At 70.9% G+C, this 21418-nt stretch carries 22 protein-coding genes and 1 pseudogene; 12 read left to right on the forward strand and 11 right to left on the reverse strand.

The genetic code is table 11. The features are described from left to right. Positions 1 to 57: 57 nt before the first annotated feature. From ACH45N_RS27250 to ACH45N_RS27260, 3 genes are all read left to right on the forward strand, one after another. Positions 58 to 1023: an ATP-binding cassette domain-containing protein gene (locus ACH45N_RS27250; protein WP_397399305.1), complete on the forward strand. Its 966-nt coding sequence runs from the start codon at positions 58 to 60 to the stop codon at positions 1021 to 1023. Continuing rightward, the gene (locus ACH45N_RS27255; RefSeq protein WP_397399307.1) at positions 1020 to 1865 is read left to right on the forward strand and encodes an ABC transporter permease; all 846 of its coding nucleotides are present in this window, start codon (positions 1020 to 1022) and stop codon (positions 1863 to 1865) included. Before ACH45N_RS27250 ends, ACH45N_RS27255 begins: the two co-directional genes overlap by 4 nt. Positions 1866 to 2067: 202 nt before the next feature. Next, entirely contained in the window at positions 2068 to 2901 is an 834-nt protein-coding gene (locus ACH45N_RS27260) for an alpha/beta fold hydrolase (protein WP_397399309.1), read from the forward strand. Between the two features lie 457 nt (positions 2902 to 3358). Here the strand turns inward: ACH45N_RS27260 and ACH45N_RS27265 are convergent, their stop codons facing one another. From ACH45N_RS27265 to ACH45N_RS27285, 5 genes and pseudogenes are all read right to left on the reverse strand, one after another. After that, a complete protein-coding gene (locus ACH45N_RS27265) occupies positions 3359 to 3724 on the reverse strand; it encodes a hypothetical protein (RefSeq protein ID WP_397399311.1) in 366 nt (121 codons plus the stop codon). A 440-nt stretch (positions 3725 to 4164) separates the two neighbouring features. Next, positions 4165 to 6053 (reverse strand): annotated as a pseudogene (gene ligD, locus ACH45N_RS27270) (non-homologous end-joining DNA ligase). Further along, positions 6050 to 6340, reverse strand: coding sequence for a hypothetical protein (locus ACH45N_RS27275; protein WP_397399313.1), 291 nt, complete (start codon positions 6338 to 6340; stop codon positions 6050 to 6052). Before ACH45N_RS27275 ends, ligD begins: the two are co-directional and overlap by 4 nt. Positions 6341 to 6390: 50 nt before the next feature. Beyond that, positions 6391 to 6732, reverse strand: a complete 342-nt coding sequence (locus ACH45N_RS27280; protein WP_397399315.1) for a DUF6766 family protein — start codon at positions 6730 to 6732, stop codon at positions 6391 to 6393. Beyond that, positions 6683 to 6928, reverse strand: coding sequence for an acyl carrier protein (locus tag ACH45N_RS27285; protein WP_397399317.1), 246 nt, complete (start codon positions 6926 to 6928; stop codon positions 6683 to 6685). Before ACH45N_RS27285 ends, ACH45N_RS27280 begins: the two co-directional genes overlap by 50 nt. 178 nt (positions 6929 to 7106) lie before the next feature. Here ACH45N_RS27285 and ACH45N_RS27290 point away from each other — a divergent pair, with 178 nt between their 5' ends. Beyond that, entirely contained in the window at positions 7107 to 7538 is a 432-nt protein-coding gene (locus ACH45N_RS27290) for a DUF6098 family protein (RefSeq protein WP_397399319.1), read from the forward strand. A gap of 57 nt (positions 7539 to 7595) precedes the next feature. Beyond that, positions 7596 to 8453, forward strand: a complete 858-nt coding sequence (locus ACH45N_RS27295; RefSeq protein WP_397399321.1) for an aminotransferase class I/II-fold pyridoxal phosphate-dependent enzyme — start codon at positions 7596 to 7598, stop codon at positions 8451 to 8453. A 28-nt stretch (positions 8454 to 8481) separates the two neighbouring features. On the opposite strand, the gene ACH45N_RS27300 is transcribed toward ACH45N_RS27295, so the two are convergent. Beyond that, positions 8482 to 9087 carry a flavodoxin family protein gene (locus tag ACH45N_RS27300; RefSeq protein ID WP_397399323.1) on the reverse strand — a complete coding sequence of 202 codons (606 nt, stop codon included), beginning with the start codon at positions 9085 to 9087 and terminating at the stop codon, positions 8482 to 8484. A gap of 15 nt (positions 9088 to 9102) precedes the next feature. Then, a complete protein-coding gene (locus ACH45N_RS27305) occupies positions 9103 to 9372 on the reverse strand; it encodes a Rho termination factor N-terminal domain-containing protein (protein ID WP_397399325.1) in 270 nt (89 codons plus the stop codon). Positions 9373 to 9688: 316 nt separating this feature from the next. Here ACH45N_RS27305 and ACH45N_RS27310 point away from each other — a divergent pair, with 316 nt between their 5' ends. Further along, entirely contained in the window at positions 9689 to 11002 is a 1314-nt protein-coding gene (locus ACH45N_RS27310) for a cytochrome P450 (RefSeq protein WP_397399327.1), read from the forward strand. Between the two features lie 394 nt (positions 11003 to 11396). On the opposite strand, the gene ACH45N_RS27315 is transcribed toward ACH45N_RS27310, so the two are convergent. Beyond that, on the reverse strand, positions 11397 to 11759 hold the full coding sequence (locus ACH45N_RS27315) for a DUF4267 domain-containing protein (RefSeq protein WP_397399329.1): 363 nt from the start codon (positions 11757 to 11759) through the stop codon (positions 11397 to 11399). 86 nt (positions 11760 to 11845) lie between these two features. On the opposite strand from ACH45N_RS27315, the gene ACH45N_RS27320 reads away from it, so the two are divergent. Then, positions 11846 to 12427 carry a TetR/AcrR family transcriptional regulator gene (locus tag ACH45N_RS27320; RefSeq protein WP_397399331.1) on the forward strand — a complete coding sequence of 194 codons (582 nt, stop codon included), beginning with the start codon at positions 11846 to 11848 and terminating at the stop codon, positions 12425 to 12427. A 39-nt stretch (positions 12428 to 12466) separates the two neighbouring features. On the opposite strand, the gene ACH45N_RS27325 is transcribed toward ACH45N_RS27320, so the two are convergent. Next, positions 12467 to 13120, reverse strand: coding sequence for a TetR/AcrR family transcriptional regulator (locus ACH45N_RS27325; protein WP_397399333.1), 654 nt, complete (start codon positions 13118 to 13120; stop codon positions 12467 to 12469). Between the two features lie 144 nt (positions 13121 to 13264). Here ACH45N_RS27325 and ACH45N_RS27330 point away from each other — a divergent pair, with 144 nt between their 5' ends. Next, the gene (locus ACH45N_RS27330) at positions 13265 to 14023 is read left to right on the forward strand and encodes an SDR family NAD(P)-dependent oxidoreductase (RefSeq protein WP_397399335.1); all 759 of its coding nucleotides are present in this window, start codon (positions 13265 to 13267) and stop codon (positions 14021 to 14023) included. Between the two features lie 76 nt (positions 14024 to 14099). After that, a complete protein-coding gene (locus tag ACH45N_RS27335) occupies positions 14100 to 14570 on the forward strand; it encodes an ester cyclase (protein ID WP_397399337.1) in 471 nt (156 codons plus the stop codon). Here ACH45N_RS27335 and ACH45N_RS27340 read toward each other — a convergent pair. Beyond that, positions 14567 to 14965 (reverse strand): winged helix-turn-helix transcriptional regulator, encoded by a 399-nt coding sequence (locus ACH45N_RS27340; RefSeq protein WP_397399339.1) that lies wholly within the window; start codon positions 14963 to 14965, stop codon positions 14567 to 14569. The genes ACH45N_RS27335 and ACH45N_RS27340 overlap by 4 nt on opposite strands. 80 nt (positions 14966 to 15045) lie before the next feature. Between ACH45N_RS27340 and ACH45N_RS27345 the strand changes: the two genes are divergently transcribed. Next, the gene (locus ACH45N_RS27345; protein WP_397399341.1) at positions 15046 to 16029 is read left to right on the forward strand and encodes a zinc-dependent alcohol dehydrogenase family protein; all 984 of its coding nucleotides are present in this window, start codon (positions 15046 to 15048) and stop codon (positions 16027 to 16029) included. A 78-nt stretch (positions 16030 to 16107) separates the two neighbouring features. On the opposite strand, the gene ACH45N_RS27350 is transcribed toward ACH45N_RS27345, so the two are convergent. Then, complete coding sequence (locus ACH45N_RS27350; protein WP_397399343.1) at positions 16108 to 16902, reverse strand: hypothetical protein; 795 nt, start codon at positions 16900 to 16902, stop codon at positions 16108 to 16110. Positions 16903 to 17070: 168 nt separating this feature from the next. Here ACH45N_RS27350 and treY point away from each other — a divergent pair, with 168 nt between their 5' ends. Beyond that, the gene (gene treY, locus ACH45N_RS27355; RefSeq protein WP_397399345.1) at positions 17071 to 19575 is read left to right on the forward strand and encodes a malto-oligosyltrehalose synthase; all 2505 of its coding nucleotides are present in this window, start codon (positions 17071 to 17073) and stop codon (positions 19573 to 19575) included. Then, complete coding sequence (gene treZ, locus ACH45N_RS27360) at positions 19572 to 21383, forward strand: malto-oligosyltrehalose trehalohydrolase (RefSeq protein WP_397399347.1); 1812 nt, start codon at positions 19572 to 19574, stop codon at positions 21381 to 21383. Before treY ends, treZ begins: the two co-directional genes overlap by 4 nt. Positions 21384 to 21418: the final 35 nt, after the last annotated feature.

Below are 21418 nucleotides of genomic sequence, written 5' to 3' on the forward strand. Positions count from 1 at the left end.
AAATTTGACTAGCGCTCAACCAATCCGTTCGCAACGCCGAGAGAAGGTGTCGAACCCATGGGAAAGTTCGCGATCGAGACCAGAGGGTTGAAGAAGAGTTTCGGCAAGACCCACGCGGTCGCCGGTGTGGATCTGGCCGTGAGCGCCGGCGGCGTGTACGGCGTGCTCGGTCCGAACGGGGCGGGCAAGACCACCACGATCCGCATGCTGGCCACGCTCCTGCGCCCGGACGCCGGAGAGGCGCAAGTGCTCGGCTACGACGTCGTGCGTGACGCCCCGGAGGTGCGGAGCAGGGTGGGCCTCACCGGGCAGTTCGCGTCGGTCGACGAGGACCTCACCGGGGTGGAGAACCTCTTGCTGCTCGCCAGGCTGCTCGGCTACTCACGCCCGCGGGCCAGGCGGCGAGCGACCGACCTGCTCGACGCGTTCGGCCTCGTCGATGCCGCCGACCGGCAGGTGAAGAAGTACTCCGGCGGGATGCGCCGGCGCATCGACATCGCAGCGAGCCTGGTCGTCCCCCCGGAACTGATCTTCCTCGACGAGCCGACCACCGGGCTCGACCCGCGCAGCAGGAACCAGGTGTGGGAGATCGTCAGGGGCATGGTCGCCGAGGGCACCACCGTGTTGCTGACCACGCAGTACCTCGACGAGGCCGACCAGCTGGCCGACCGGATAGCGGTGATCGACCACGGGAAGGTGGTCGCCGAGGGCTCGAGCGGCGAGCTCAAGGCATCGGTCGGCGCCGGCTCGCTGCACGTACGGCTACGTGCGCCCGAGCAGCGGGCCGAGGCAGAGCAGGTCCTCGCCGGCGTCCTCGAGGTGCCGGCCGAACCGTCCGCTGACCCGGCCGCGCTGTCCGCGCGGATCTCCGACCCCGAGCGGGTCGCCCGTTCCCTGGCCGAGCTGTCCCGCAGCGGCATCGACGTCACCGAGTTCGCGCTCGGCCAGCCGAGCCTGGACGAGGTGTTCCTCGTCCTGACCGGACACGCCGCCAAGAAGACACCCGAGGAGGATGCCGCATGAGTGCCACGTCCGCAGAACAGGCGTCGGCGCCGGTCACCGAGGACGCGCTGCGCAGTGTGCTGTTGGCCGGCGAGCGGCCGTCTCGCCCCGGTCCGGTGCTCACCTCGTTGACATTCGGCTGGCGCGCCCTCCTGAAGATCAAGCACGTGCCCGAGCAGCTCGTCGACGTGACCATGTTCCCGATCATGTTCACGCTGATGTTCACCTACCTGTTCGGTGGCGCGCTCGCCGGGTCGACTCAGGAGTACCTGCAGTTCCTGCTGCCCGGCATCCTGGTGCAGGCGAACGTCATGATCACCATGAACACTGGCATCACGCTCAACACCGACATCCAGAAGGGGGTGTTCGACAGGTTCAGGTCACTTCCGGTGTGGCGACCATCCCCGCTGGTCGGCGCCCTGCTCGGTGATCTGGTGCGCTACTCGATCGGGTCGGCGATCGTCATCGCGCTCGGCCTGGTTCTCGGGTTCCGGCCGGAGGGTGGCGCCGTCGGGGTGGTGCTCTCGGTGGTGCTGTTGCTGGTGTTCTCGTTCTGCCTGTCGTGGCTGTGGACGATGCTCAGCCTGATCCTGCGCACGCCGAACTCGGTGGCGGGGGTCAGCATGATGGTGATGTTCCCGCTGACGTTCGTGAGCAACATCTTCGTGGACCCGAGGACGATGCCCGGGTGGTTGCAGGCGGTCGTCGAGGTCAACCCGATCACCCACCTGGTGACCGTGGTACGCGGCCTGCTGGACGGCTCGGTGCCCGCCGGGGAGATCGGCTGGGTGCTCGTCTCGTCCGTGCTTCTCGTCGCGGTCTTCGGTCCCATCACCATGGTTCTCTACCGCAACAAGAAGTAGTTGCCACCTGGTCGAGATCAACTCCGAATTGCTGACCGGTGCTGTCATCACGGATCAATTCGTGCTCGATCAGCGCCCTTGGCTGGCGCTCGCCCTTCTCGTCGTGGCGGCCGTGATCGCAAGGGCGCGGTGGCCGCGCACCGTGGCCGTCGTCGGCACGCTGCGCAGGCGATGAGACAAACCTCTCGAACGGAGATGTGAGATGAACGAGATGGCCTTTCGCGTGACATCAGACGATGGCACCACCATCGGCTACGACCGGAAGGGAAGCGGCCCGGCTGTCGTCCTGGTAGGCGGCGCACTGGACGACGGAGCCGAGAACGCTCCCTTGGTACCTGCTCTCGCCGAGCACTTCACGGTCTACAACTATGCCCGTCGGGGACGCGGGGCGAGCGGCTTCACCGAGCCCTACGCCGCGGAAAGGGAGATTGAGGACCTGGATGCGTTGATCGCGGAGGCGGGCGGTTCGGCACACCTGTTCGGGGCGTCCTCTGGTGGCGCGCTGGCGCTGGAGGCCGCCGCAGCCGGGTCAGCCATCGACACGATCGCCCTGTGGGAGGTGCCCTATGCGGTCGGAGACGACCTGCGCTCGAGGTTCGAGGAGTACGTCGCGGACACCCGACGCGCCTTCGACGCCGGGCGAGACGAGGAGGTTCTCGAACTGTTCATGCGCCTGACCGGCGCCTCCGACGACAACATCGCGGCCAGGAAAGCGGCAGGCAAGCAGACGGCGCACTGGGCGGATTCGGTCGCCCTCGCGCCCACAGTGGTCCACGACAGCGTCTTCCTCAACCGCTACCAATTGCCGGCCGATCGACTGGCAACGGTCACCCAACCGGTCCTGGTCACCACCGGAGGACAGATCACCGTCCCCTACATGGCAGGCCTGCCCTCGGACTTCTTCGACCGCGCAGCCGACGAGCTCGCAGACCTACTACCCCACGCCCAACGGGAGACCCTCGAGGTGCCGGATCACGTCGTCGACCCACACACCGTCGGCCCGCTGTTGTTACGGTTCTTCAGCAGCGAACACTGAGGGGCCTGAGAGGTGTTGCGGGAAGACCGATTAGGTGCCCGTGGGATGCCCACGAGCGCTACTTCGGGGGGCGTCCGTGCGGGTCAGGGCAACTTCCACGGTTTACACCGTGGAGGTCGGGGGTTCGAATCCCTCCGGGCCCACTCGCTGCAGAAATGCAGCCTGAACTGCGTCGACGCTTCCTCCTCTCCTGGACAGCAGTAGACACTTCTGGACTCCTGTGGGCATTCGAATGCCCACTTCATGCCCACAGCTGCTGGCGCCCGTCGCCCACCTCACTCAGTGAGGGGGTCGGTCTCCATGGCAGGTAAGTCAGGTCACCGGGCGGGCACCAACTCGTTTCACGCAACGGATGGTGAGTCGTGGCTGGAGGCCCGGGGCCCCACCTCGGGCAGCCTGCGGATTGCCGCCGCCCCGGGACGACCTCGGCGCGGCCGCGATGTTCAGGCGACGAGCTCTACCTGAAGAGCTGGTCAGCCCTGACCGACAGCTGTACCTGGTCGGCGTCGACCGAGGCAATCTGGCCCGCCTCGACATAACGCCGCCCGGTGAACAACCCACTGGCGTTGACCCGGACGTACCCCAGTCGGATGAGGCGCTCTTTCGCCTGCGGACTCATCTCGCTGTCGCCGTGGAATGCCTCGGCGATCCACGCGACCGGGCCACCAGGCTCCTCGGGCAACTGGCCCTCCCCGGTGGCAGCGCCTGCGTCGGCCATGTGTACCTCATCGACCGTCCCGACGGTCTCACCATCGGCATCGATCACAGTCATCCCGGTGGTGGCGTCGCGGATCGGCCCGGTCGGTCCTGCGAACTCGGTCATGATTGCTCCTTTCGTCGTCCCTTCTTGATGATCCTGTGAGGGCTGGACTGCCGTGCGGGAACTTGATGGTGGTCCGGTCAGGATGGTCGTCCTGGTAGTGGTGGGCCCCCGCCTCCTGGTGGCGTGAGCGGCCAATAATCTTGATGCTGCCTCGTTTCACGGCGGCTCGCACCCGGCTCTCGGCGGCAGGTCCCGAGCCGGGTATACCTTTCGGCGGCGATCATCGCCGGGATGAACATGGAGGACGACGACTGCCGCTACCCGAGCGAGAGCAGCGAGTCGAGTTCCAGCGGACATCTGCCGTCAAGGGGCCGACCGGCCCCAAGCCGCTCGCGGACGGCACCGAGATACCGAGCGACGAACCTCAGGAAGAGCCGAACGAGAAAGGGCGAGGACCGCTTAGACACGGCACAGGACTCGCGCGAGCCGTTGGCTTCGTCTCACTCGCGGCGTACCTGTTGCGGGTCCTTGTCCTCGCGCCAGCCGCGCCATCGGGGCTGGCGCAGGCGGCCGTCCCTGGTCCACTCGGCGAACTCGACCTCTCCGACGAGGCGGGGCGTCACCCAGTGCGCGTCACGTGCATCGGCGCCGGGTATGTCGTGGAACGGTGCCGTCTCGCTGCCGATCCGTCCGAGCCGGTCGTGCAGGTCGTCCAGGTCACGGTGGGAGAAACCCGTCCCGACCCTGCCGACGTAGTGCAGCCGGCCCTCGGCGTCCCCGACCCCGAGCAGCAGCGAACCGACGGTCTGCGCACGACGTCCCTGACCGGGTCGCCAGCCGCCGACCACGACCTCCTGCGTGCGGGCGTGCTTGATCTTGATCCAGTCCCGGGTGCGCCGTCCGACGGCGTAGCGCGAGTCACGGCGTTTCGCGATCACGCCTTCGAGGCCGAGCTCGCCGCTCGTCCGCCAGGCGTCGTCGAAGTCCTCGTCCACCGCCGGCGGGACCTTGACGGACTCGTTCTCGGTCACGACGGCGGCGAGACGTTGGCGGCGCTCCGAGTAGGGCAGGTCGACCAGCGGCTCGCCGTCCTGCTCCAGGAGGTCGAACAGGAAGATCTGCGCGGGCACGCGTTCGGCCGCCCGCCGGATCTCCCGTGGATCGGCGAGGTTGATCCTGTGCTGCAGCCGGGCAAAGCTCGGCCGGCCCTGCGCGTCGAGCGCGACGATCTCACCGTCCAGCACCGCCGCCCCGCGCACGGCGCGCCCGAGGCCGTCGACGACCTCCGGATAACCCGGCCCCTGGACCTTGTGGTTGCGGCTGGTGAGGCTGACGACGCCGTAGCCACCCTGCTGCCCGACCCGCGCCAGGGCCCGGACCCCGTCCCACTTCATCTCGAGCGACCAGTCCTCCGGATCGCCGTGGCCGACGACGTCGTCGCGCGAACCGAGGGTGGCGAGCATGACCTCGTAGGTAGGCCCCGTCATCATGCCGCCCTGACGGTTCTGGCGAGGGGGTCGCCGCGCCGACGGACACGGGGGAGCACCTCGTCCAGCTCGAGCTGGCGGAGCTGAGGCGAGCCCAGCTCGCGCCAGGTTCTCGGCACTGCGACCCAGGGCCGGTTCCGGCCACGTAGCGAGTAGGGAGCGACGGTCGTCTTGCTGCCGTTGTTCTGCGACCAGTCGACGAGCACCTTGCCCGCGCGCAGCGACTTCTTCATGTCGCTGACCACCAGGTCGCCGTGGTCGGCCTCGAGAGCCCGGGCAAGCTCGTGAGCCACCGCGGTGACCTGCTCCGCGGAGTCTCGTCCATCCAGCGGCGCGTACAGGTGAAGCCCCTTGCTCCCGCTCGTCACGGGTACCGGGTCGAGCGCCATGTCCTGGAGGAGCTTGCGGGCGAGCCGGGCCACCTCCACGCACTGCGCGAGCCCGGCTCCCTCGCCCGGGTCCAGGTCCAGCACGAGACGGTCGGGGGAGCGGGGCGCCCCCTTGCTCTCAGCCGGCCGGGCGAACCGCCACTGCGGCACGTGGACCTCCAACGCGGCCATCTGCGCGAGCCAGACGAGCGTCGCGGAGTCCTGCACGAGCGGATAGGTAGACGTGCCGGTCTGGTGGTCCAGGTCGCGCCGCGCCACCCACTCCGGTGTGCCTCGGCCGAGGTCCTTGTGGAAGAACGGGTCCTTCCCGACTCCGTCCGGCCAGCGCTTGCGCGTGGCCGGACGGTCTCGCACGTGCGGAAGCATCGTGTCGGCCACAGCGGCGTAGTACTCGACGACGTCGCGCTTGGTCGTGCCGGTCGCCGGGTAGAGAACCTTGGACAGGTGGGTCAGACGCACCTCACGGTCGTCCAGCGTCACGACCTGGGTGTCCTGGTCCGTGTCCGTGATCATCTCTCCCTCCCGGAGAACACGAGGTCCGGGCGTTCAGGGTCGTCCGGTGGAGCCAGCAGGGCGGAGTCACCGTTCTTCCAGCGGTCGAGCGCGAAGGCGGCCATGTCCCCCTCCATCGCCAGGCAGGCAGCACCGCCGAGGAGGATGTCGTCCCGCAGACCGGGCTCCTGTTCGGCGAGGCGGCCGCGAGGGCGTGGGAGCGGGAGCCGCCGGGTCCGGCGTGCCTCCTCGTTCGCCGCGCCGTGCGTGGCGTGGTCCTGCACCGGTGAGGACGTCCTGGCGGTCACGGAAGCTCCCTGGCGTGGTGAAGTGCGCGGTCACGTATCGGGCGGTCTCGTCATCGTGTCCAGGGAACTGCCTCCTCGCAAGGGGGCACGAGCCGGTTCTCCCCGACCAGCCAGACCGTGGCCAGGATGAACATGAAGAACTGCAGGAACTCCGACTGCCAGTTCTCCGCCACGGCTACGAGGAAGGCAGAGGAGCTGACGAAGTCGAGGTAGCCGACCGGCGGCTGTCCGTGCCGGGAAAGCTCCTCCAGCTCCTCGGCGTGGCCGGCGAGCGGCTGGCCGACGGGCCGATGGCATGAGCACGGCCCCGCACCCGCTCCGGGTGCGGGGCCCGTGCCGTGCCTAGCCCTGCGGCGACGTCGCGGACGTCCCGTGGGCCGTGAGGTCGGCAAGGAACTGATGGCACTTCTGGGCCCGTTCCGAGTCTTCTGCCATCACCTGCTCGAAGAACGCTGCTATCTCGTCCTTGCCCGCGTTGCGGGCGTCGCGGACATACTGGCCGTAGTCATGTCCCGCCTTGAGCGAGTGGTACTGCAGGGAGATGAGGTCGAACGTGACGTCATCGAATCCGGTCTCTCCGGTTGCCATGATGAATCCTCCAGGTGCCGGCTCCGTCGGCAGGGCCTCAGGCACCGGCCCACGGAGATGGACGGCCCAGCTCTGGACCTGCTCCCACGATGGCAGGACCGCTCCCGCTCGCAACTCCCGGAGCGCGGGTGCGGGGGGCGAGGCTGGAAGGTGCGGCTCGAGGATCGGACGGTGAGACATGAGCGCACCCGAGGTGCTGCCGGGCGTGCCACGACTGGGATCCCTGGCTGAGGTCGCGGATCTGGTGCAGGTCCTGGCGCCCGTGTACGTGCGGTTCAGCGGGGGACCGGAGGCAGACCGGGCCGCGGCGAGCCGGGACCACGAGAGCGGGTGCGTGATGCCCGGGCTGAGCGTCAACCCGATGACCCCCGAGCCGTGGTGGACCCGGCCTGTCGAGCACTGGGTCGCGCGCCAGCTCCGGCAGTACGCCCACCTCATGGTGCGCGACCGGTTCCCGTGGCCGCTGACCGGCGAGATCTCTGCCCGCGGCCCGGACTGCGAGCCCCTGCTGGTCGGGATCATGCCCCTGGCGTCCCTCGCCCCGTCGGTCGTCGAGGAGGCGGGTGCGCTCTACCGGCAGGCCTTCGCGCCGGGGGCCGACGGCACCTGATCGGCTCCCGGCGGGCTGTGCGTGCGAGTGGAGGCCCGCCGTCCTGGCGTCGGCGGCATGGATCACTCGCGCGTACCGGTGCTCGAGGCGCTGCAGGAGTTCCGTCGGCGCGGTGACGTGGTCTTCGGGCCGCCGGCGCACGGTCAGGGGAGGGGCGCCGACCCGCGCGTCGTCGAGGTCGTCGGGGCGGGCGTGTTCGCGTCGGACGTGCTGATGCTCAACGGCCTGGACGACCGCCGCCAGTCGCAGGGTGTCCTGGCCCAGGCACAAGCACTGATGGCCGACGCCGTCGGTGCCGAGCACGCGTTCTTCTCGACCTGCGGCAGCTCGTTGTCCGTCAAGAGCGCGATGATCTCGGTCGCCGGGCCGGGCGAGAAGCTGCTCGTGTCCCGTAACGCCCACAAGTCAGTGATCGCGGCGCTGGTCATCAGCGGGATCGACCCGGTGTGGGTGCACCCGCACTTCGACGACGACCTGCACCTGGCCCACCCGCCCGAGCCGGACGACGTCCGCGCGGCACTCCAGGCGAACCCGGACGCCAGGGGCATGCTGTTGATCTCCCCGACGGACTGGGGCACGTGCGCCGACATCGCCGGCGTGGCCGAGGTGTGTCACGAGTACGACGTCCCGCTGCTGGTGGACGAGGCCTGGGGCGCCATGCTGCCGCGGGACGCGTTCTTCGCGGCGACGGAGCAGGTCCCGGTCGCCGAGGCGATCGGGCGGGTCGCAGCAGAGATGGTGAGTCCGTACCCGCCTGGTGTCCCCGTGCTGTCGCCCGGGGAGGTGGTGAGGGCCGAGACCGTGGAGTACCTCACGACCGGCGTGGCGGCGGGGATGCTGGTGCCCGACGCCGCCGACCCCGCGCTGGGCAGCCTACGGGTCGTCGCCGGACCTCAGCGGCCGCCCGGCTCGTAGAACCAGCCGTGGAACGCCGCGTCCGGGTTCAGTCCTCGTGCGGTGGCACGGGGTGCGCGGCGAGCGCGGACGCCACGGCGTGCAGGTTGTGCGCCATGAGCCGCCCTGTGCTGTGCGACCACTCGTGGCCGTGCTCGGTGTCCGGGTACTCGGGCCCGGGGCCGGGTCCCTGGTTCCAGTAGGTCCAGGCCTGGCCGGGCACGGTGTAGCCGATGTCGCCCAGCGCCCCGCTGATCTCGGAGATCACGTGGTGGGCGCCGTCCTCGTTGCCCGTCACCACGACGCCGGCGACCCTGTTGTAGGCGACCGGTGTGCCGTCGGACGACGTCTCGGAGAGCATCGCGTCCATGCGTTCCAGCATCCGCTGGGCCACGGACGATGGCCGGCCGAGCCAGGTCGGGGTGACGACCACGAGGATCTGGGCGTCCAGGAGGCGTTCGTGGACCGCCGGCCAGTCGTCGCCTTCGCCGAGGTCGGTCTCGACGCCGGGCGGCACGGACAGGTCGGTGAGCCGGAGCCGGTCGACCGCCACGCCTCGTTCCTGCAGGGCGGACGCGACCACGTCGGCGAGCGCTTCGGTGTTCGACGGGGCGGGGGAGGGCTTCAGGGTGCAGCTCAGGAACAGCACCTTCATGGGACTCCCTCGGGGTCAGTGGGAACGGAGTGCCTTGATGAGCTCGCTCTTGCGCATCGTGGAGCGGCCCTCGACGCCGATCTCGGCTGCGCGCTTGCGTAGCTTCTCGACGGTCCAGTCGTCGTAGTCGCCCGACTTTCCGCCCTTGCGGCCGACGCTCTTGCGGGACGTGTTCGCGGCGGCGTTGGCGATGCGGGCGGACTTCTCCTTGGAGCTGCCCTCGTCGCGGAGCTTCTCGTACAGCTCCTTGTCCTTGACGCTCGGTCCCGGGTCACGCTTCGGCATGGCTGTTCCTCCGATCGGCACGATGTCGTGCACTCCACCATGGACCAGCCACCGACGACCCGCACCCCACGTCGCAGGCCATGTCTCCGCCCGCGCTCCACCGGCAGGCCCGCATCCGGCCTTGCGAGTGCCGTGCCGTACGCACAGGGTGAGAACGTCGGTCAAGCGGCCCGCCGCCGGCCCCGCCAACGTGAGGAGTACGGCATGGTCCAGCAGACCGTCGCTGACGTCCTGACCCCGCAGGCGTACGACATGTTCCAGCACAAGGAGGACGGCTGCATCAAGGTCGTGCTCGACCCGGCGGCCTGACGGCCCGATGACGTCAACACCCGTCGACCTGAACCCGGCTGACGCGGCCCACGTGGTCACCGCCGTCCTCGCGCCGCTCGTCGCCCAGGGCGCGATCATCCGCCGTCCGCGCGCCACGGCCTGGGCGGAACGGCACCAGACCGACCGCACGGCGCGCAGGGTCCTGGCGGGCCTGCGCGCGCGGCACGACGGCGCACCGCTGGTGCTGCGGCTCGGGCCCCGTCGCCTGGTGGTGGTCACCGAGCCGAGCGACGTGCAGCGCCTGCTCGAGGGCTCGCCCGAGCCGTTCACCCCCGCGTCCAAGGAGAAGATCGGCGCCCTCAGGCACTTCCAGCCGGACGGCGTCCTGATCTCGACCACCAGCGACCGGCGGTACCGCCGCCCTTTCAACGAGACCGCGCTGCGGCCCGAGATGCCCGTGCACGACGACGGAGCCGCCTTCACCGATGCCGTACGGCACGGTGCGGCGGCCCTGGCCCGGCAGCTGCACGACTCCGGCAGGCTCGACGCGTCGACGTTCACCGACACCTGGTGGGAGATCGTCCTCCAGGTCGTGCTCGGGCCGTCCGCACGCACCGACCGCGCGCTCGTGGACGTGCTCGACGCGCTGCGCCGCGACGCGAACTGGTCGTGGTTCCACCCCCGCAACGACCGACTCCGTGCCGAGCTCGGCCGCCGGATCGAGTCCTACGTCGCCATGCCGGAACCGGGCACGCTGGCCGCGGCCGCCCACGCCGCGGGGTCCGTCACGGCGCCGGGCCAGGTGCCGCACTGGCTCTTCGCGTTCGACGCGGCCGGGGCAGCGACCCTCCGGGCGCTGGCGGTCGTCACGGCCCGGCCCGAGGTACGCGCGCGGGTCCTTGCCGAGGTGACGCCCGGCGTCGAGCCCGCGCTGCTGCCGTACGCGCGCGCCTGCGTGCTCGAGTCGCTGCGTCTGTGGCCGACGACGCTCGTGGTGCTGCGCGACTCGACCGGTCCGACCACCTGGGGTGAGCGCACCCTGCCGGGAGGGACTGGGTTCGCCGTCGTGAGCGCGTTCTTCCACCGCGACCCGGATCGGCTCGACCATGCCGACGGCTTTGCCCCCGAGGCGTGGCTGGACGGCCGCAACAACGCCGACTGGGGGCTGGTGCCGTTCAGCGGCGGCCCGGTCTCGTGCCCGGGCCGGAACGTCGTCCTGCTGGTGACGTCGCACCTGCTCGCGCACCTGGCCGGGCACGATCTGAGGGTCGAGCGCGGGCGCTACCTCGCGAGCGACCCGCTCCCGGCCACGATGGACCACTTCGGCCTGCGCTTCGACCTCGCCGGAACACGCGGCTGAGGCCGGGTGATTGGTGGCGCTCACTTGTCCAGCACTCGTGCCTCCATGGGCTCTGCGATGCCTGCGGGGCGTGCACGTCGTCGATGCGGGGCCGCAGGCTCACAACGTTCTGCACGCGGCCTGTCGTAGGTGCAAAGTCGCATGACCGGCTTGTCAGTGGCGCGTCAGGGGGCGGCGGCATGGACTCGGGCTGTCGCGGTGGGGTCTGGGCACGATGAACATCGTCAACGCAGACACCGCGATCGGTTGCACGACAGGTGCGCGCACGATCGCGGCAGTTGTTCAGGGCCCGTGCCGCAGTCCCAACGTAGGGGCAGTCGCACTCTGAGCGCCCAGAGTGCGACTACCCCTACGTTCGACGCCGCGTTCGTGCGCACCTGGATCGACCGCCTGATCAGACGGCGAACAGCAGGCCCGCGCTGATCAGGACGACGACGGCCGTGGCGAAGTGGACCCCGAACGCGACCGCCTTGCGCCCGCCGTGCCGCAGCACGATCACGGTGTCGCCGAGCGGTGCCACGGCGACCGCCAGCATGAACCAGGCCGCGGCGTCGGCCCCCGCGAACGCGAGCAGCGTCAGCCCGACGATCCCGAACGTGGCGTCTCGCAGGCCCTTGATCTCGAGGTAGGCCCGGTCTGTCGTGGCCGGGATGCCGTAGCCGGCCGCGGCGGCGTAGGGCTGGAGCAGGAACCGCGCCCCGATGAAGAGGATGAACAGGTTGAGGACCACGGCCAGGGCGTACGCGACGACGGTCATGACGAATCTCCTTGCTAGCGTTGATAGGCGATATAGCGACGCTAGCAGAGCGCGGACAGAATTCCTAGCAGTGCTAGGATCGGGGCATGGCACCAGGGACGCGCCGCGAGCGCGAGCGGGCTCAGCGTGAGGAACTGATCGTCCGGGCCGCGCGCGAGCTGGCGGAGGCAGAGGGCTGGGATGCGGTCACGACCCGGCGGCTCGCCGCCGAGATCGAGTACAGCCAGCCCGTCCTGTACAGCCACTTCAAGGGCAAGAACGCGATCATGACGGCGGTGGCGGCCCAGGGGTTCGAGGAGCTGGCGACCGAGCTGCGCGCCGCGCGCACCGCCGCTCGTGGCGTCGCCGAGGCTCTGGCCGCGGTCGCGGTGGCCTACACCGACTTCGCCCGGAAGCGTCCGGCGCTGTACGACGCCATGTTCACGCACGCTGTCGAGGTGAAGTTCGCCAGCCCGGACGGCCCGGCCTACCTTCACGAGGGGTTCGGCGAGCTGCTCCAGGCGGTCGAGCCGCTGGCTGGGGACGACGATCCCGGCGTCCTCACCGAGACCTTCTGGGCGGGCCTGCACGGCCTGGCCATGCTGGAGCGCAGCGGCCGGCTTCCCCTGTCGTTGCACGACCAGCGGCTGGGGATCCTGCTGGGGCGGTTCACGGGGGCTGACGGCTGACCAGGTGCCAGGGAAGGCTCCACCCGCCTGCGTCGGCGGCTATCGCTGAACGTGCGTGGGCGCGTGCGCCGGCTCGCCCGCCCGCCCCGGGTTCCCACCTGTCCCAGGGGTGGGTAGGAGCTGGTCCGCGAGGGAGCGGGCGGTCGCCGCCAGTGTGACGACATCCATGCCGGTGCGTCCCATGAAGGTCAAGCCCTGCTGTGCGGCCAGCAGGGCCCGGGCCGTGCCGACCGGGTCGATGGTGGCGCTCAGGTCGCCCTCGGCCTGCGCTCGGCGCACGGCCTCGGCGAGTGTCGTCGTGGTTCCCTCGTACGCTCGTCGCGCCTCGGCGGCGACGGCGGGGTCGACGGCAGCCAGCTCGGTGGTGCTGTTGGCGAGCAGGCAGCCGCGCCGGGCGGCCACGCCTTCGGGGTCTCCTACCGGCATCATCACGAAGGAGCGCAGCCCTTCGAGAGCGCTCGGCGCCGAGTCGATCGACCGGCGCACCGCGCGGTCGAGCGACGCCACGTACCGGCGCAGCACCCGCAGGAAGAGCTCGTGCTTGTCGCCGAAGGCGGCGTACAGGCTGCCCTTGCCCAGGCCGCTGACCCGCATGAGGTCCTGCAGCGAGGTCGCCGCGTAGCCCGCGTCCCAGAACTGGTCGCAGACCGCACGCAGCACCTCGTCCTCGTCGAACTGTCGTGGCCGGGCCATGTGCCCAGCGTAGATGTTCTTGACCGTTCGGTCCACCATCCTTATGGTGGACCGAACGGTCAAGAATGCTCGCCTGGCGAGTGCGACCGTGTCTGGACCACCAGTCCGGTGCTGCCTGCACCTAGCTACGGAGGATGAACACCCATGGGTCAGCTGACCGACAAGACCGCCCTGATCACCGGCGCGAGCACGGGCATCGGGCTCGCAACCGCCGAGCGCTTCGTGGCCGAGGGCGCGCTCGTCTACATGACCGGACGCCGCGAGCGGGAGCTCGAGGCCGCCGCCCAGGCGCTCGGCGACCAGGCGATCGCGATCCGTAACGACGTCTCCGATCTGGCCGACCTCGACAGCCTCTTCCGCCGGATCGCGGACGACGGGAACCGGCTCGACGTCCTCTTCGCCAACGCCGGTGGCGGCGAGGCGGACCAGCCCCTGGACTCGCTCACCCCCGAGGCCTTCGACCACACCTTCGGGATCAACGTGAGAGGCACCGCCTTCACGGTGCAGAAGGCCCTCCCGCTGCTGAACGGTGGCGGCAGCATCGTGCTCACCGGCTCGAGCTCGGCGAGCCGCGGCGTCCCCGGTTTCGGCGTCTACTCCGCCACCAAGGCGGCACTGCGGCAGTTCAGCCGGGTCTGGGCGGCAGAGCTCGCTCCCCGTGGTCTGCGCGTGAACACCGTGGTGCCGGGCCCCACCGACACCCCCGGGCTCCGTGGCCTCGCGGCGAGTCCGGAGCAGGCGGGCGCAATGCTCGACGGCATGGCCGGCAGCACACCCCTGGGACGAACCGCTGATCCCGCCGAGATCGCGAACGCCGTCCTCTTCCTGGCCTCTGACCAGTCCAGCTTCATGACCGGCAGCGAGCTGTTCGTGGACGGCGGCGAGGTGCAGGTCTTCCCCTGACCAGGACTGCGTCTCCGGGTTGCATGTGCAGCCCGGTGGCGGGTCGTGACGAGCCCGGCATCAAGAAGGAGTCCAGATGACGAAGAGCGAAGAGGTTGTGCGCGAGGCCTACCGGCTGGCGGAAGGGGACGTCCTCGACGGACGTGGATTCCGCGCCTTGTTCACCGAGGACGGTACGTTCAACGACGTACCGAACGGGCTGACCTTCCGAGGCGACGAGATTCCCGAGGCGCTGGCTGGTCTCGCCACTGCGTTTCCCGACATCCACCGCGAGCTGGCCGGCGTGCACGCGATGGGTGATGTCGTCGCCGTCGAGCTGCGTATTCAGGGGACGCATCTCGGTGGGTTCCCGACGCCGGTCGGCGAGATCCCGCCGACCGGTCGCCGCATCGACGTGCCGACGGCGGATCTCTGGCATCTCCGGGACGGAAAGATCGAGACCTTCAACTGCTACAACGCAGCGAATCTGTGGCTCGCTCAGCTCGGGGTCGCTCCCGACTTCGCGTCGGCGATCAGAGCGGCGCAGGCGGCCGGAACGAGTGCTTAGCTCGCAGGGAGTACGGCGGCCGCGCGTACGGCGGCCGCGCGTGCGGCTTCGGCGGCGTCGCGGAAGTCGGCGACGGCCTCCCCGTGATCCCTGGCCCAGTCCGTGAGGACCTCGATGGGCTCGATCAGGGTTCGGCCGAGCGGGGTCAGGCTGTAGGCGACCTGCCGCCGCGTCGGGGCATGCCGTTCCACCAGGCCGTAGTCCTGCAGACGGCGGAGCGTCTGGGTCAGGACCTTGCGCGAGATGCCGCCGATGAGGTCGACGAGCTCGCCGTGGCGCCGGGTGCGGGTGCTCAGTCCGAACAGCACCAGCACGGCCCACTTGTCGGAGATGACCTCGACCGCCAGGCGGGTCGGGCAGTCGGCGAGGAACGCGGATCCTCCGGAGTCCTGCATGACGTCACAAGGTACCAGTGGGTAACTCAGCGATCCGTAGCGTCGTCCGGAGCAGCACTGGAACGAACGAAGGAGGAACCATGCCACGTGTCGTCGTGTTCGACGTGGTGGGCGGCCCGGACGTCCTGCACATCGTCGACGAACCCGCCGTCGAACCCGGGCCCGGAGAGGTGCGGGTCAGGATCGAAGCCTTCGCGGTCAACCCGCTCGACATCATGACGCGAGCGGGCGTACCGCCGATGCAGGCTCCACTACCTCACGCACGCCTCGGCGTCGAGGGCACCGGTGTCATCGACGCGGTGGGCGCCGGCGTCGACTCGTGGGGCGTCGGGGATCCGGTGATCCTGACGGCCGTGCCGGACGCCCACGTCCGCGGCAGCTATGCCGAGTACACGACGGTTCCCGCGAACCAGGTCATGGCACGTCCGGCCGGTCTCGGAGCCGTGGAGTCGGCGGCGGTCTGGGTCGCGTACTCCACCGCCTACGGTGCCCTGTTCGAGACGGCGGGGATGCGGCCCGCCGACCGCGTCCTCGTCACGGCGGCCTCCGGCGGCGTCGGCCGGGCGGCGATCCAGATCGCGAACCAGATCGGCGCGGTGCCCATCGCGGTCACCCGCCGCGCGGCGGCAGCCGACGAGCTGCTCGCCGCCGGCGCAGGCGCCGTCGTCGCCACCGATCGTGAGGACCTCGTGGAAGCGACCCGTCGTCATACCGATGGTGCGGGGGCTGACATCACTCTCGACCTCGTGACGGGGCCGGGGCAGCGCGACCTTGTCGAGGCGACCCGACGCGGCGGCGTTCTGGTCCCGGCCGGCTTTCTCGACGCGCGCCCCACGCCGCAACCGGCCGACCGGGTCCGGGTGACCGGTCCGTACCGGAGCTTCGAGCACACGACAGATCCCGTGGTCGTGCGGCGGATGGCCGCCTTCCTGAGCGCCGGCGTGCGGCTCGGCGCCCTCACCCCGGCCGTCGACGCGGTGTTCGACCTCGCGGACGTCGCGGACGCGCACCGGTATTTCGAGTCCGGGCGACGCTCCGGAGGGAAGGTCGTCGTCACCGTCTAGGCGGGGCGACACCAGCGCGACGACGTCCGGAAACGATCCATCGTCGTCGCGCTGGTACGGCCTGGAAGCTGGTGCGTCCTAGAAGAAGTTGCGCGGGTCGAACTTCTCGGCGATGTCCGTGAGCGACTGGCGGGCCTCCGAGACCTGGTCTTCGACGCCGGAGACCGCGCCCTCGGCCGTGCCGGCGAGGTCCTCGACGCCCGAGGTCGCCTGGCCGAGGGCGTCGGCGCCGAAGCCCTCGACGCCGGCGGCGGCGTCGCTCAGGCCCGCCCCGTACTCCTCGACACCGGCAGCGGCCTCGCCCAGGGCGCCGGTGCCGAGCTCGCCGGCGGCCGCCGTCAGGCCCTCGACGTCGACGCCCGCCGCGAGCGACTCGAAGTCGACCCCGAGGTTCGCCGCGTTCTCCAGGATCGGGCCGGCGACGCTGCTCACGATCGCGCCGGCCGCGACGGCGCCCAGGATGCCGACCGCGCCCACGGCGACCCCGGCGACGGCGCCGCCCGTGCCGACCTTGGCGAGCACGGAGCGCATGGAGCCCGGTCGGCGGGCCTCGGTCCGGGCGGCCGCGACGGACAGCTCGCGGGGGTCGGCGGAGCGTGGCTGCTCGTGCGGCGGGAGCTCGGTCTGCATGCGCTGCAGCACCTCCTGGCGCTGCGCCGGCGTCAGACGCGCGAAGGACTCGGCGTGGATCCGCTCGATCTGGTGCGGGTCGGCGGTCTGCATGAGGTAGTCGTAGCGGGCGATCGCCTGGCGGTCGGCGTCGGTGGCTCCCGCCGCACCCGGGCGGTGCTGGGGCGCGCCCTGTTGCTGCTGCCCGTTCTGGGAGTCGAGCATCTTCTTGGCCAGGCCGATCATGTTCGTGAGCTTGGACATGCGGTCCGTTCCTTCCGTCGGGCGGAAGGACCACGCTTCCAGGCCATCATGAGAAGTACGTGAGACCAGGATGAGAGATTCACCCGGTGGCCTGGCGATATACCCCGTGATCAGCCATTGTGTGGAGCACGCGGGACGGCCGGACGACCACCGAGCGACGGAGGCACAGTGCATTCCCATCTCCCTGGACCCGGCCGGCGCACCCCGGTGAGCACCTACCGGTTGCAGCTCGGTCCCGACCTCACGTTCGCCGACGCCGAGAAGGCCCTCCCGTACCTCGACACCCTCGGTGTCACGGACCTGTACCTGTCGCCGGTGCTGCAGGCCGCGCCGGGTTCGCGGCACGGGTACGACGTCGTGGACCACACCCGGATCAGCGACGTCATGGGCGGTCGGGAAGGGCTCGAACGACTCGCGGCGGCGGCGCACGCGCGCGGGATGGGCGTCGTCGTCGACGTCGTGCCCAACCACATGGCCGTGCCCACGCCCGCCTGGCACAACCGGGCGCTGTGGTCGGTGCTCAAGCACGGACCCGAGTCGCCGTACGCGACCTGGTTCGACGTCGGCCTGGCCGAGGGCGAGGGACTCCTCATGCCGGTGCTCGGCGCGCGCATCGGCACGGTGCTGGCCGCGGGGGAGCTCGCGCTCGACCACGTCGTCGTGCCCGGGGACGACCACGGTCCCGGCGAGGGCGGGGCCCAGCCCGTGCTGCGGTACTACGACCACCTGTTCCCCGTGCGGCCCGAGACCGAGGACCTGCCGCTCGCGGAGCTGGTGGGTCGGCAGCACTACCGGCTCGCGTACTGGCGGGTGGCCGACGAGGAGCTCAACTACCGGCGCTTCTTCGATGTCGGCACTCTGGCGGGCATCCGCGTGGAGGACGCCGACGTCTTCGACGCCACGCACGCCCTGCTGTTCGAGCTCTTCGACGCGGGCGTGATCGACGCCTTCCGGATCGACCACCCCGACGGGCTCGCGGATCCGCGCGGGTACCTGCGCCGGCTGCACGAGGCGACCGGCGGGGCGTGGGTCGTGGCCGAGAAGATCCTGGAGGAGGGTGAGGCGCTGCCCGACGACTGGCCCGTCGCCGGGACCACGGGCTACGACACCGCCTGGCGACTGCACGCCCTCCAGGTCGATCCCGACGGTGCCGCCCCGCTCGCGGCCCTGAGGCAGGAGCTGACCGGCGAGCAGACGAGTCTGGACGACGTGATCGAGCAGGCCAAGCGGCAGATCGTCGAGACCTCCCTGTACGCGGAGATCCACCTGCTGACCACCATGCTCGCCGACATCTGCCGCGAGGACGTGCGGCTGCGCGACCACACGTTCCGGTCGCTGCAGGACTGCGTGGTCGAGCTGGTCGTCGCGTTCGGCCGGTACCGCGCGTACGTCGTGCCGGGGGAGGAGGCTCCGCCCGAGGCGGAGCGCGTGGTGCGGGAGGCGGCCGACGTCGCCCGCTCGCGGCTCGACCCGGACCGGCACGACACGCTGGACCTCGTGGTCGACCTGGTGCTCGGGCGCGAGGCCGGCTCCGCGGGCCGGCGGGACGAGGAGCGGCGCGCCGAGCTCGTCGTCCGGTTCCCGCAGGTGTGCGGCGCCGTCATGGCCAAGGGCGTGGAGGACACCGCGTACTACCGGTGGACCCACCTGGTCAGCCTGTGCGAGGTAGGCGGGGCGCCCTCGCGCTTCGGGGTGGGGCCCGACGAGCTGCACGAGCACGCGCGGCACCTGGCCGAGTCGTGGCCCGCGACGATGACCGCCGGCTCCACGCACGACAGCAAGCGGGGCGAGGACGTGCGGTCCCGGATCGGGGCGGTTTCGTCGCACGCGGACGACTGGATCGGGCTGGTGCGGCGGCTGCGGGAGGCGACGGCGGACGCGCGGCCGGTGGACCTCGACGGGCGGACCGAGAACCTGCTGTGGCAGACGCTCGCCGGGACGTGGACCGCGGACGGGCCGATCGAGGCTGAACGGCTGGCCGCGTACCTGGTCAAGGCGTCGCGGGAGCAGAAGGCGTGGACCACGTGGACGGCGCCGGACCTCGATCGCGAAGCCGGTCTGGTGGAGTACGCGACGGGGCTGCTGTCCCACCCCGAGGTGGTCGCCGGACTGACCGACTGGGTCGAGCAGGTGACGCCGACCGTCCGGCGGTCGGTGCTCGCGACCAAGCTGCTCCAGCTCACGGTGCCGGGCGTCGCCGACGTCTACCAGGGCACCGAGGTCACCGGGACCTCGCTCGTGGACCCGGACAACCGGCGGCCCGTCGACCTGGAAGGACTTGCTTCCGTGCTGGAGTCGCTGGATGCCGGGCGGACGCCGGTGGGGCTCGCCGAGGAGAAGCTGGTGCTGACCGCCGCCGCGCTGCGGGTGCGGCGGGCGCATCCTTCGGCGTTCGTGGGCGAGGAGGCCGGGTACGAGCCGTTGCCGGTGACGACGGGGCGGGCGGCCGGGTTCGTCCGGCTCGACGCCGATGGGCCGCGGGTGGCCGTCGTCGCGACGCGGCTGGGGGATGCTTCCGGGCTGGGTGAGGCCTCGGTCGTGCTGCCGGAGCCGGATCCGGGGACGGGGTGGCGGTCGGTGCTGACCGGGTCGTTGTTTGCCGGCGGGACGGTGCGGCTCGCGGACCTGCTGGGGTCGTGGCCGGTGGCGCTGCTCGTGGCGGAGCCGGCATGACGGCGCCGCTGCGGTTCTGGGCGCCGTTTGCGCCCCGTGTCGACCTCGTGCTGCCGGCGACCGGCGCGACGCTGCCGATGGTGGCCGACGTCGGCGGGTGGTGGGCGTCTCCGCGCGAGTTGCCGCCCGGCACCGACTACGCCTTCTCGCTCGACGGCGGACCGCCGCGCCCCGACCCGCGCAGCCCGTGGCAACCCACCGGGGTGCACGGCCCGTCGCGCACCTTCGACGCGCGTGCTCATTCGTGGGCCGACGGCGGCTGGGCCGGGCGCGACGTGCGCGGCGCCGTCGTCTACGAGCTGCACGTCGGGACGTTCACGCCCGAGGGCACGCTCGACGCCGCCGTCGGGCGCCTCGACCACCTCGCCGACCTCGGCGTCGACATGGTCGAGCTCATGCCGCTGGCCGCGTTCGGCGGGCACCACGGCTGGGGGTACGACGGCGTCGCGCTCTGGGCCGTGCACGAGCCCTACGGCGGGCCGGCGGCGCTCCAGCGCTTCGCCGACGCCGCGCACGCCCGCGGGATCGCCGTCTGCCTCGACGTCGTCGACAACCACCTCGGACCCTCCGGCAACTACCTCGGCGAGTTCGGCCCGTACTTCACCGACCAGCACCAGACGCCGTGGGGCGCGGCCGTGAACCTCGACGGCGACGGCTCCGCCGAGGTGCGGGCGTTCGTGATCGAGAAGGCGCTGCGGTGGTTCCGCGACTTCCACGTCGACGCGCTGCGGCTGGACGCAGTGCACGCGCTCGTGGACGACTCGCCGCGGCATGTGCTGGCGGAGTTGTCGGATGCCGTTGCTGCTCTTGCTGCTGAACTTGGGCGGCCCTTGTCGCTGGTGGCCGAGTCGGACGCGAACGATCCGCGGACGGTGACGCCTACTCGTGGGGTGTTCCAGGGGCGGGCCGGGTACGGCATGACGGCGCAGTGGGCGGACGACGTCCACCACGCCCTGCACACCCTCCTGACCGGCGAGCGGCAGGGGTACTACGTCGACTTCGGCACCCCGGAGACGCTCGCCAAGGCGCTGACTGGGGTCTTCGTGCACGACGGCGGCTGGTCCACGTTCCGCGGCAAGCCCTGGGGTGCGCCCGTGCCGGCCGACATGGACCGGCACCGCTTCGTCGTCTGCTCCCAGAACCACGACCAGGTGGGCAACCGGGCGCTCGGCGACCGGCCGTCGCGCGTGCTGACGCCGGGGGCGCTCGCGGTCAGCGCGGCGGTGGTGCTGCTCGGGCCGTTCACGCCGATGCTGTTCATGGGCGAGGAGTGGGGCGCGACCACGCCGTTCCAGTACTTCTCGGACCACGAGGAGCCGGAGCTCGCGGCGGCGATCTCGCGCGGGCGGGCAGCGGAGTTCGGCGGGCACGGGTGGGCGGAGTTGTACGGGGCGGATGTGGAGGTGCCGGATCCGCAGGCGTTGTCGACCTTCGAGGCGTCTCGGCTGGACTGGGACGAGGCTTCGTCCGAGAGTGGGCGCCGGATGGTGGAGCTGTACCGGGAGTTGGTGGGGCTGCGGCGTTCGGAGGCGGCTGTGGCCTCGGGCGACTCGGCTGGGACGTCGGTGTCGGTGCAGGACGGGGCGGTGGTGATGACGCGTGCGGCCGTTGAGGGTGGCGGGCGCGTGGATGTGGTGCTGGTGCTGGAGGAGGGGCCGGTGTCGGTGGTTTTGGAGCGGGACGGTGGGGCGGCAGAGGTGGTGCTCGATTCCGGGGTGGTGCTCGGAGGTGAGGCTGCTGTTGTGGAGGGCCGGGACGGAGCGGTGGTCGTGACGGTGCGGGGGCCGGGGGTAGTCGTGCTCCGGTAAATGGGGCGCGTGTATCCGCGTGAGGTCCGTAGCCT

This window comes from Promicromonospora sp. NPDC019610 (assembly GCF_044389365.1).
GTDB lineage: Bacteria > Actinomycetota > Actinomycetes > Actinomycetales > Cellulomonadaceae > Promicromonospora.

Excerpts from the sequence above, each read along its gene's own strand:
- ACH45N_RS27250 (WP_397399305.1), top strand. The coding sequence starts at position 58 with ATGGGAAAGTTCGCGATCGAGACCAGAGGGTTGAAGAAGAGTTTCGGC.
- ACH45N_RS27255 (WP_397399307.1), top strand. The coding sequence starts at position 1,020 with ATGAGTGCCACGTCCGCAGAACAGGCGTCGGCGCCGGTCACCGAGGAC.
- ACH45N_RS27260 (WP_397399309.1), top strand. The coding sequence starts at position 2,068 with ATGAACGAGATGGCCTTTCGCGTGACATCAGACGATGGCACCACCATC.
- ACH45N_RS27265 (WP_397399311.1), bottom strand. The coding sequence starts at position 3,724 with ATGACCGAGTTCGCAGGACCGACCGGGCCGATCCGCGACGCCACCACC.
- ACH45N_RS27285 (WP_397399317.1), bottom strand. The coding sequence starts at position 6,928 with ATGGCAACCGGAGAGACCGGATTCGATGACGTCACGTTCGACCTCATC.
- ACH45N_RS27290 (WP_397399319.1), top strand. The coding sequence starts at position 7,107 with ATGAGCGCACCCGAGGTGCTGCCGGGCGTGCCACGACTGGGATCCCTG.
- ACH45N_RS27295 (WP_397399321.1), top strand. The coding sequence starts at position 7,596 with ATGGATCACTCGCGCGTACCGGTGCTCGAGGCGCTGCAGGAGTTCCGT.
- ACH45N_RS27300 (WP_397399323.1), bottom strand. The coding sequence starts at position 9,087 with ATGAAGGTGCTGTTCCTGAGCTGCACCCTGAAGCCCTCCCCCGCCCCG.
- ACH45N_RS27305 (WP_397399325.1), bottom strand. The coding sequence starts at position 9,372 with ATGCCGAAGCGTGACCCGGGACCGAGCGTCAAGGACAAGGAGCTGTAC.
- ACH45N_RS27310 (WP_397399327.1), top strand. The coding sequence starts at position 9,689 with ATGACGTCAACACCCGTCGACCTGAACCCGGCTGACGCGGCCCACGTG.
- ACH45N_RS27315 (WP_397399329.1), bottom strand. The coding sequence starts at position 11,759 with ATGACCGTCGTCGCGTACGCCCTGGCCGTGGTCCTCAACCTGTTCATC.
- ACH45N_RS27320 (WP_397399331.1), top strand. The coding sequence starts at position 11,846 with ATGGCACCAGGGACGCGCCGCGAGCGCGAGCGGGCTCAGCGTGAGGAA.
- ACH45N_RS27325 (WP_397399333.1), bottom strand. The coding sequence starts at position 13,120 with ATGGCCCGGCCACGACAGTTCGACGAGGACGAGGTGCTGCGTGCGGTC.
- ACH45N_RS27330 (WP_397399335.1), top strand. The coding sequence starts at position 13,265 with ATGGGTCAGCTGACCGACAAGACCGCCCTGATCACCGGCGCGAGCACG.
- ACH45N_RS27335 (WP_397399337.1), top strand. The coding sequence starts at position 14,100 with ATGACGAAGAGCGAAGAGGTTGTGCGCGAGGCCTACCGGCTGGCGGAA.
- ACH45N_RS27340 (WP_397399339.1), bottom strand. The coding sequence starts at position 14,965 with ATGCAGGACTCCGGAGGATCCGCGTTCCTCGCCGACTGCCCGACCCGC.
- ACH45N_RS27345 (WP_397399341.1), top strand. The coding sequence starts at position 15,046 with ATGCCACGTGTCGTCGTGTTCGACGTGGTGGGCGGCCCGGACGTCCTG.
- ACH45N_RS27350 (WP_397399343.1), bottom strand. The coding sequence starts at position 16,902 with ATGTCCAAGCTCACGAACATGATCGGCCTGGCCAAGAAGATGCTCGAC.
- treZ (WP_397399347.1), top strand. The coding sequence starts at position 19,572 with ATGACGGCGCCGCTGCGGTTCTGGGCGCCGTTTGCGCCCCGTGTCGAC.